The sequence below is a fragment of the Sphingomonas sp. CBMAI 2297 genome, assembly GCF_029870595.1.
GTDB lineage: Bacteria > Pseudomonadota > Alphaproteobacteria > Sphingomonadales > Sphingomonadaceae > Sphingomonas.
In genome coordinates, this window is sequence record NZ_JAPDIR010000024.1 from 64102 (window position 1) to 72376 (window position 8275).

At 69.0% G+C, this 8275-nt stretch carries 5 protein-coding genes; all 5 read right to left on the reverse strand.

The features are described 5' to 3' along the window. Nucleotides 1–165: 165 nt before the first annotated feature. Complete coding sequence (locus tag OMP43_RS22125; protein ID WP_280281729.1) at nucleotides 166–1896, reverse strand: VWA domain-containing protein; 1731 nt, start codon at nucleotides 1894–1896, stop codon at nucleotides 166–168. Between the two features lie 107 nt (nucleotides 1897–2003). After that, entirely contained in the window at nucleotides 2004–2549 is a 546-nt protein-coding gene (locus OMP43_RS22130) for an RNA polymerase sigma factor (RefSeq protein ID WP_280281730.1), read from the reverse strand. A gap of 183 nt (nucleotides 2550–2732) precedes the next feature. Then, nucleotides 2733–4895 (reverse strand): hypothetical protein, encoded by a 2163-nt coding sequence (locus tag OMP43_RS22135; protein ID WP_280281731.1) that lies wholly within the window; start codon nucleotides 4893–4895, stop codon nucleotides 2733–2735. A gap of 83 nt (nucleotides 4896–4978) precedes the next feature. Beyond that, a complete protein-coding gene (locus tag OMP43_RS22140; protein WP_280281732.1) occupies nucleotides 4979–6526 on the reverse strand; it encodes an amidase family protein in 1548 nt (515 codons plus the stop codon). 27 nt (nucleotides 6527–6553) lie between these two features. Next, nucleotides 6554–8185 (reverse strand): alkaline phosphatase D family protein, encoded by a 1632-nt coding sequence (locus OMP43_RS22145; protein ID WP_280281733.1) that lies wholly within the window; start codon nucleotides 8183–8185, stop codon nucleotides 6554–6556. Nucleotides 8186–8275: the final 90 nt, after the last annotated feature.

Below are 8275 nucleotides of genomic sequence, written 5' to 3' on the forward strand. Positions count from 1 at the left end.
GCCTCCATGCCGGTGGGCCGGCAATTGCCGAAACCGGAATTGGAGCGGAGGCTGGGCACGGGCATCGGGCGATCTATAGCGGCAATATCGGCCAGGTCGAAGCCATGATCCTGCATGGCCCCGCCCCGCAAAGGGTGCCGCCGCCGGGCGGCGACACCCGCCGGGTCAACGCTCGAGCGCCGCCATCGAGCGCGCGGTCTTGGCCGCGCGGACGAGCTGGAGGAATTCCGAGCGATAGCCGAAGCCATCCTCGCCGCGCGCCGCGCCCGCCATGGCGAGCACCTCGTCGAAGCTGAGCTGGCCATTGTAGCGCCCGCCGCGCAGCAGTTCGGCGAAACCCGCCACCGCGGCCGCGAAGCGCGCATCCCGCGGCGCGTCCTCGAACCGAGCGAAGATATTCCCGCGATCGATCGGTGTGGTGATGAGGCGGCTCGTGTCGGACTTGGGCAGCTTGTAGCGGATCTTGACGAAGCCCAGTTCGCCGCCCTGGGCCAGCGCGGCGGCCGGCGCCGGCTCCGCATAGCGCAGGTCGCCGATCGCGCGCGGCCCGCCGACGGGCGTGATTTCGTAGATCGCCGTCACGGTCTGGCCCGACCCGACATCGCCGGCATCGACCTTGTCGTTGTTGAAATCGTCACGGTTCAGCATCCGGGTCTCATAGCCGATCAGCCGATATTCGGAGACGGCCCTGGGATTGAACTCGACCTGGATCTTGACGTCCTTGGCGATCGGAAACAGCGTCGAGGTCGCTTCGTCGACCAGCGTCTTCCGCGCCTCGCCGATCGTGTCGATATAGGCGGCCGCGCCATTGCCGTTCTGCGCGAGCGTCTGCATCAGCGCGTCATTGTAATTGCCCATGCCGAAGCCGAGCACCGAGAGGAACACGCCCTTGCCGCGCTCGCGCTCGACATAGCCCTTGAGCTCGTTGTCGCTGGTGATGCCGACGTTGAAATCGCCGTCGGTCGCCAGGATCACGCGGTTGACGCCCTTGGGATCGAGATTCTGCTCGGCGAGCGCATAGGCCTGGCGGATGCCTTCGGCGCCGGCAGTGCTGCCGCCCGCGCCCAGCCGGTCGATCACCGCCAGTATCTTGTCCTTGCTGCTTGCCGGGGTCGGCTCGAGCGCGGTGCCGGCACTGCCGGCATAGGTGACGATCGCCACGCTGTCCTTGCCGTCCAGCTGGTCGAGCAGCATCGCCAGCGACTGCTTGACCAGGGGGAGCTTGTTGGGCGCGTTCATCGAGCCCGACGTATCGATCAGGAAGACGAGATTGGCGCGGGGACGGGCCGCGCGCTGGATCTCATATCCCTTCACGCCGATCCGGACCAGCTTGCGCCCCGGCGACCAGGGGCTGGGAAACACCGCGACGCTGGTGCTGAATGGCTGTTCCGCGGTGCGCGCCGGCGCATAGTCATAGGGGAAATAATTGACCATCTCCTCGGTCCGCACCGCTGCCGGCTGCGGCAGGACATTCTGGTTCAGCGAAGCGCGCACGAACGAATAGGAAGCGGTATCGACGTCGAGCGAGAAGGTGGAGACCGGCTCTTCGCGGACGATCTTGAAGGCATTCTGCTGGGGGGCGGTGAACTTGTCGCGTCCCGTGTCGTGATAATAGGGATTGGCCGGCATCGGCTCGGGCAGCCCGGCATAGGCGCGCATGCGAGGAGCGGCCGCGGCGCTGATCGAGACGGGCGAGAGGGCGACGACCGGCGTGGCAGAGCCTTGGCGCGCGCCCGTCACGACGATGTCTTGCGCTTCCTGCGCGGTCTTCACCGCGGTGGCCGGCGGCGCAGCGGCCGGGTCCGGCTTCGCGGCGAGGTGCTTGTCGGCATCGGTGCAGGCTGCGACCATTGCCAGCACGAGCCCGGTGGCGAGTGCCCGAGGCAAACGGGGCATGACTTTCTCCCTTGATTACAGCGGGCGAGATCGTCCGCATCCCCCTTGGACGCGCTGTTCCGGGAGATCCTTGGAAAGGATGTCGAAAATTTTTCCGAGCCGGCGGATCAGTCGTCCGCGCCCGGCTTTCCGGCGATCATCCGCCGCACCTCGTGCATGCGCCACGATATCGTAGCCTCCGCCACGCCCAGGATCGCCGCGGCCTCGGCATGGGTCAGCTGCTGCCCTGCGACGAGGACGGCGGTGTCGCGATAGGCCGGGGGCAGGCGCGCGATCGCGCTCTTGATCCAGAGCGCGTCGTGCAGGTCGCGCCCGTCCGGGCCGCGCGCCAGCCCCGCCAGCACCGCGAGGCGCTGGGCAACGCCGCCGAACGAGCGGCGGCGGCGATGCACGTCGCGGCAGGCATTGAACACGATGCCGCACAGCCAGGTGGTGAACTTCGCCTCGCCCCGGAAGCCGGCGATCCGCTCGACCAGCGTGCAGCATACGTCCTGGGCGACGTCTTCGGCATCGGCGCGCGAGCCGGTCAGCTGCCAGGCCAGGCCGTGTATCCGGTCATAATGGCGCTCGATGAGCAGGCGGAACGCCTCGCGCTCGCCGGCGACCGCGCCGGCCAGAAGGTCCGCATCGGGATCGGCGGGCTGAATCTTCATGGACCGACCCGGCCAGGCCGCGCCGCGCCGGCGGGGGCGCTTCGGTTCCCGGAATTGTGCGGCGCGTCTTCCCCCGGCATGTTGCGCTTCTGCCGCAATCCCGGCCGCGACGCCATCGGGCATCATGCGCGCGGCGGGCCTGTCGCTTCGGAAGGTCTCCCCGGGGAATTCGGCGGCGATGCGCTAGAAACGGCTCCTGATGGTCAGCCGGATCGTCCTGCCCACCGGGTCCTGATCGTCGCGGCCATAGCCCGGCGCCGGGCCTTGGATCCCCAGCCGGGCACCCGGCCGGGCATCGAGCAGATTGTCGATATCCAGCCCGAACTGCGTGCCGATGGCGCGACGCGAGGCGGCGCCATCACGGTCCGGCCGGATCGCGCGCGCCAGCGCATAGCTGAATCTGAGATCCACCGTGCCGATCGCGGATACCAGAAGGTCTTCGGGGCCGTCGCGGCCGGTGTCGCGCCGCACGCGATAGCCGCTGCGCCAGCGCGCCGCCAGGTTCACGCCCCAGGGCCCGCTTCGCCCATCCATCTGCACCTCCAGCTGGTGGCGCGGCGCGCCGCCGCCGTCGCCGGCCAGGCGGTCCATCTCCGGCAAGCCTGCATGGATCACAGTGAGGTTGCGCAATTGCAGATTGTGGTTGATCGCGATCCGAAGCGTGCCCGGCTTGGCCCCGCCCAGCGGGAAGGTGGCGCTGACATTGGAGGCCAGGCTCTCGGAGCGCGTGGACCGGAAATTGATCGGGCGCCGATCGATGATGGTGAGCCGTCCGCTGGCGTCGCGCTGGAACCGATCGGGGAACGCGGCCTCGATATCCGGCGTGACTGCCGGCAGCGAACCGATGCCGTTGACCGCATCCGATCGCTGCACGCTGACGTTTCCGGTCAGGCTCCAGGGAGGGAAGGGGCCCGCCGATGCCGATAGTGTCATCCTGTCGAAGCGCGGCGGAAGCAGATCGGCCGTGCCGCCCAGGATCGGCAGGACCTGCGCGGATTCCCCGGTGGCGAAGTCGAACACCGTGATCGGCGCGCCGTAATAGGCCGGCGCAAACCGCTGGGCATCGGATACGCCATCGGTCGAGGTCGACCAGTTGCCGATCAGCCGCAGCTTGGACCGGGCCATCCAGATCAGGCCGGCGTTCAACCCCTTGCCGCGCCCGGCGTCGGTCTCGCGCAGCGTGCCGCCGAACGTCGCGGACATGCTGCCCAGCAGGCGCCCGATCGCCGAGCCGTGGCCGGGCGAAGGCGCGCGCCAGAGCGGGAGCGATACCGTGCCGCCAAGGTTGACATCGCGCGCGGAGAAAGTCCGCCCGGGTCCGGCGCCCAGCGAGGTCGTACGCGAGAACGATGCTCGCGTGGTCAGGTTGACGAGCACCGGCCCGGCGGGAAGATTGAATATCGGGCGGTTGGCCGACAGGGCAGTCGCCAGCGACCGCTGCCGCGAACCGGTATCCGCCAGGCCTTGTTGGCTCGCCGTGGAGAGTTGCCCGGTCAGCGAGGCCTGTAGCGACCAGCCCAGGAGCGAGCCGCTCAGGCCGCCGACCATCACCAGATTGCGGGTGGTGTGCCGGCTTTCGATCGGCGCGCTGCCGGACAGGGATATGGAGCGGTCGCTTCGTGCCTGACCCTGGACGTTGAGGCTCGTTGACCAGCGCCCCAGGACGCGGGTCAACGCCAGATTGGCCTCCAGCGTCGCCGCGGAGGGGCGCAGGCTGGCCGCCGCATAGCCGGGATGATCTTCCAGATAATGCGGCCGTTCCGCGCCAAGCAGCGCTGAATCCCGCGATGCGCGTATGCCGAACTGCGTGGTGCTGGTGCCCGCTATGGCGCCCCGGCGAAGATCGGCGGAGAGGCCCGACATGCCGCCGGCGGTGGGGGCCTTCGCATCGAACTGGCCGTCCCCGCTCCTGAACCGGCGTTGCAGCACGATATTGACCACCCGCCGCGACGGATCGCCGCCATATCGCGCACCCGCTTCGCGCGGCAGAACCTCGACGCGCACCAGCGCATCGGACGGAAACCGGGAGAAGACACCGGGATCGGCAACGCGCTGGCCGTTGACGATGACGACGGGATCGTCCCCCAGTGCGTTGCTCCGGGCGGTGCGCTGGATCACCTCGCCAATGTCATAGGCGCCCAGCGCGTCGATCGCATCCGCGTCCAGTTCGATTTCGGGCGGTATGTCGGCGGCGCCGCGGCGCCCCGTTACCACGATCCGGTCGTCGTCGGGCGGAGGCGCGGGCGCGTCCTGCCCGGGCGGGGCTCCATGGTCCGCCACAGGGGCGGAGCCGGCGGATTGCCCGCCATTCGCGAGAGCCGCAAGCGCGCAGACCAGCAACTGCATTGCGAGCGCCATCCTCCCCGTGCCCGGCAGGCTACCGAACCGTCATCCCGATCCACATCCGCGTCGCGGGGTGCCGGAAGCGCCTATGCCCGCGATGCGACGCGCGCCGGCGCCCAGACCGGCGGGTGCCGCTTGGCCCATGGCACCGCCTGCTCCAGCTCGAAGGCGAGCTCCAACAGCGTCCGCTCGTCGCCCAGGCGGCCGGCGAACTGCACGCCGATCGGCAGGCCTTCGGCCGTCCAATAGGTCGGCAGGCTGATCGCCGGTCCGCCAAAGGCATTCTGCGCCATCGTGTAGTCGGCATAGCCGTTCAGCCGGGAGGCCAGCGTGCCGAGCGGCAGCGAGCCGTTGATCTCGCCGATCTTCACCGGCGGCTTCAGCAGGACCGGGGACATGAGGACGTCGACCTTTTCGAACACGCCGAAATATCCCTTGGCATAGGCGCCGACCCGCCCGAGCGCCTGGTCCGCGCTGGCGGGCGATATCAGGTCCCCCATCGCGCTGATCGCCGCGGAGGCGGGTTCGATCAGTTCGGCGAGATGCTGCGCGTCGAGCTTCGTGGCCGAGAGCAGATAGCGTTTGAGCTGGGCGCCTTCGAGCAGGTAGATCTGCGTGAAATCGGCCAGGAACGCCTTGGTGTCGAATGGCCATTTCACTTCCCTGACCTGATGGCCATGGTCCTTCAGCACCTTGTAGGTGGCATCGAGGGCCATGAGCACGTCCTTGTCGGGCAGTGTCCCGCTGAGGCCGCCGATCAGCAGCCCGACGCGCAGCCGCCGGCTCGACGGCCCGTCGACGCGCCCCACCGGCGGATAGACGCCATTCTGGCGAAGCTCGACCGATGCGAGGAAATTGGCGGTGTCGCGTACCGTGCGCGAGATGCAGAGCGGCTCGGTCAGGTCGAGCTGGGCGAGGTGCCCCGGCGCATCGGGGACGCGCCCGCGCGACGGCTTGAGGCCGATCAGGCCGCAATTGCTCGCCGGAATGCGGATGGACCCGGCGCCGTCCGCCGCATGCGCCATCGGCACGATGCCGGCGGCGACGGCGGCCGCCGATCCGCCCGATGAGCCGCCGGGCGTATGGTCGAGCGCCCAGGGGTTTCGCGTGATCCCATATGCCAGCGTCTCGGAGGTGGGGAGCGCCCCGAACTCGCTCATCGTCGTGCGGGCCAGGACGTTGAATCCGGCCCGGCCGATCGCCGCCGCCATCGGGCCGTCCCGCCGTGCAATCGGCGCGACCCTGTCGAGCCGCGAACCGAAATGCACGCGCGTCCTTGCCAGATCCTCCTCATCCTTCATCAGGAACGGCACGCCCGTGAAGGGCTCGACGAAGCGCTTCGTGGCGAGCGCCTGCTTGCGCGCGCGATCATAGAGCTTCTCGCTGAAGCAGTTGATGTCGGGCAGCACCGCTTCCGCCCGGGCGATGGCGGCGTCCAGCGCCTCGACCGGGTGAACCCGGCGCGCGCGGATCGCTTCGGCCAGCGCCGTCGCGTCCATCTCGGCGAAGTCGCTCGCCGTCGCCGGCATCGCGAGGGCTGCGCCGGGGAGCAGCGCGCCGAGGCCCATGGCTCCGGCCCGTTGCAGAAAGTCGCGGCGTGTGCCGGCGGGCGAAAGGTCGCTGCTATCCACCATGATCTGCTTCCTTCGGAGTGCTGGAGGTCAGGCGCTGAAGGTGCGGCGGCCCCGTTCCACCGCCATCGTCTTGCCGGGGCGAACCGCGAGCGAGCGCGTCTTGATCGTGTCGAGGAACACCCACTCGCCGATCACCCTGTCGGGCTGGAGCTGGACCGTCATGTAGCCGCGGTTGCTGGTATCGGCCCATTTCAGTTCGGGGCTGGCGCGCATGATGAACTGAGCGGTCAATTGCGGTGGCAGCGCCAGATAGGCTTCGATCCCTGGGGACGAGACGCTGTGCCCGCCGAACTCGACACCCGCCGGCTTGCCCTGCGAAGCGAGATCGAACGCCCAGCCATTATGGCTGTCGCCCGACAGCACGACCAGGTCGGCATCGGCGGTCTGGGCGGCGCCGAGCAGGCGGGCGCGCGCGGCGGGGAAGCCATCCCAGGAATCCAGGTCGGGCGCGACGCCGGCCTTGCCCGCGGCCGAGAGCATCTTGAGGAACCCGGCCTGTTCGGGCGGCAATTTGAGGCTGGCGGCAAATGCCGCCGGCAGCTCGGGCAACCGCATCTGCCCCATGACCACTTGCTGCGCGACAACCTGCCATTTCGCGCCGCGTCGCTTCGAGCGGGCGATCCCGTCCTGGAGCCATTGCTCCTGCTCGGGACCCATCAGCGTCCGCTCCGGAGCGGCCAATGGGCCGTCGCGCAGCGCCTTGAGTTTCGCGACCGGGTCACCGCTCGTGCCGATGATCTCCACCGGATCCAGCCGCTCGCTGCGGGCGGTCAGCCGGGTTTCGGGGCGGAAGATCGTGGCCAGGTCGCCGATCTCGAAGCTCGACCAGGGCTTGCCCGACACCGGCAGCCATTCGTTCCAGGCTTTCATGGAGGCGCGCTTCCGCTCCTCATAGTCGCCTTCGCCGGGCTGATGGTTCTCGGCGCCATGTGCCCAGGCGTCGTTCGCCGTCTCGTGATCATCATGCTGGACGATCATCGGGAACATCTGGTGCAGGCGTTGCAGATCGGGGTCGGCGCGATAGCTGGCATAGCGCAGGCGGTAATCGGCCAGGCGGATCGCCTCGCCCGCCGGCTCGATCAGGCGCCCGGCGACGGCCTGGTCCGCTCCCGGATAATAACCGCGCTGATATTCGTAGATATAGTCGCCCAGGTGCACCATCAGGTCGATATCGTCGCGCGCCGCCGCATGGGCATAGGCATTGAACCAGCCATAGGGCAGGTTGGCGCAGGAGAAGACGCCGAGGCCGAAGCGCTCGACCGGTCCGGCCGGCAGCGTCCGGGTCCGCCCGATCGGCGAAACCGCGCCGTCGGGGGCGATGAAGCGGTAGTAATAGGTCCGCCCCGGCTGCAGGCCGCCGACGATGACCCGCGCGGTATGGTCGTCCGCCCGGCCGGCCCGGGCGCCGCCGCTCGTCTTATTCCGGAAATCGGGCGTCTCGGACAGTTCGGCGGTCAGCTGCGCATCGTCGCCATTGGCGGGCACATAGCGGGTCCAGAGCAGGATGGAGTCCGGCCCCGGTTCGCCGCTGGCGACATTATGGGTGAAGCCGCGCGCGCTCAGCAATGCCTGGGCACGCGCCGCGCCGCCCATTGCCAGCGCGCCGATTCCGAAGCTGCCCGCCAGGACGAGGCTGCGGCGGTCCATGATGATCGTCATGTGGGTTCTCGCAGGGAGTGAGGGATTATCGCGGATCGATCGGCAAAGGGGCCGGCGCCATGGCGGGGGCCCCTTTGCCGATCGATCCGC

What these genes read in the sequence shown, in the direction of transcription:
- OMP43_RS22125 (WP_280281729.1), bottom strand. Translation starts at nt 1,896, where the DNA reads ATGCCCCGTTTGCCTCGGGCACTCGCCACCGGGCTCGTGCTGGCAATG.
- OMP43_RS22130 (WP_280281730.1), bottom strand. Translation starts at nt 2,549, where the DNA reads ATGAAGATTCAGCCCGCCGATCCCGATGCGGACCTTCTGGCCGGCGCG.
- OMP43_RS22135 (WP_280281731.1), bottom strand. Translation starts at nt 4,895, where the DNA reads ATGCAGTTGCTGGTCTGCGCGCTTGCGGCTCTCGCGAATGGCGGGCAA.
- OMP43_RS22140 (WP_280281732.1), bottom strand. Translation starts at nt 6,526, where the DNA reads ATGGTGGATAGCAGCGACCTTTCGCCCGCCGGCACACGCCGCGACTTT.
- OMP43_RS22145 (WP_280281733.1), bottom strand. Translation starts at nt 8,185, where the DNA reads ATGACGATCATCATGGACCGCCGCAGCCTCGTCCTGGCGGGCAGCTTC.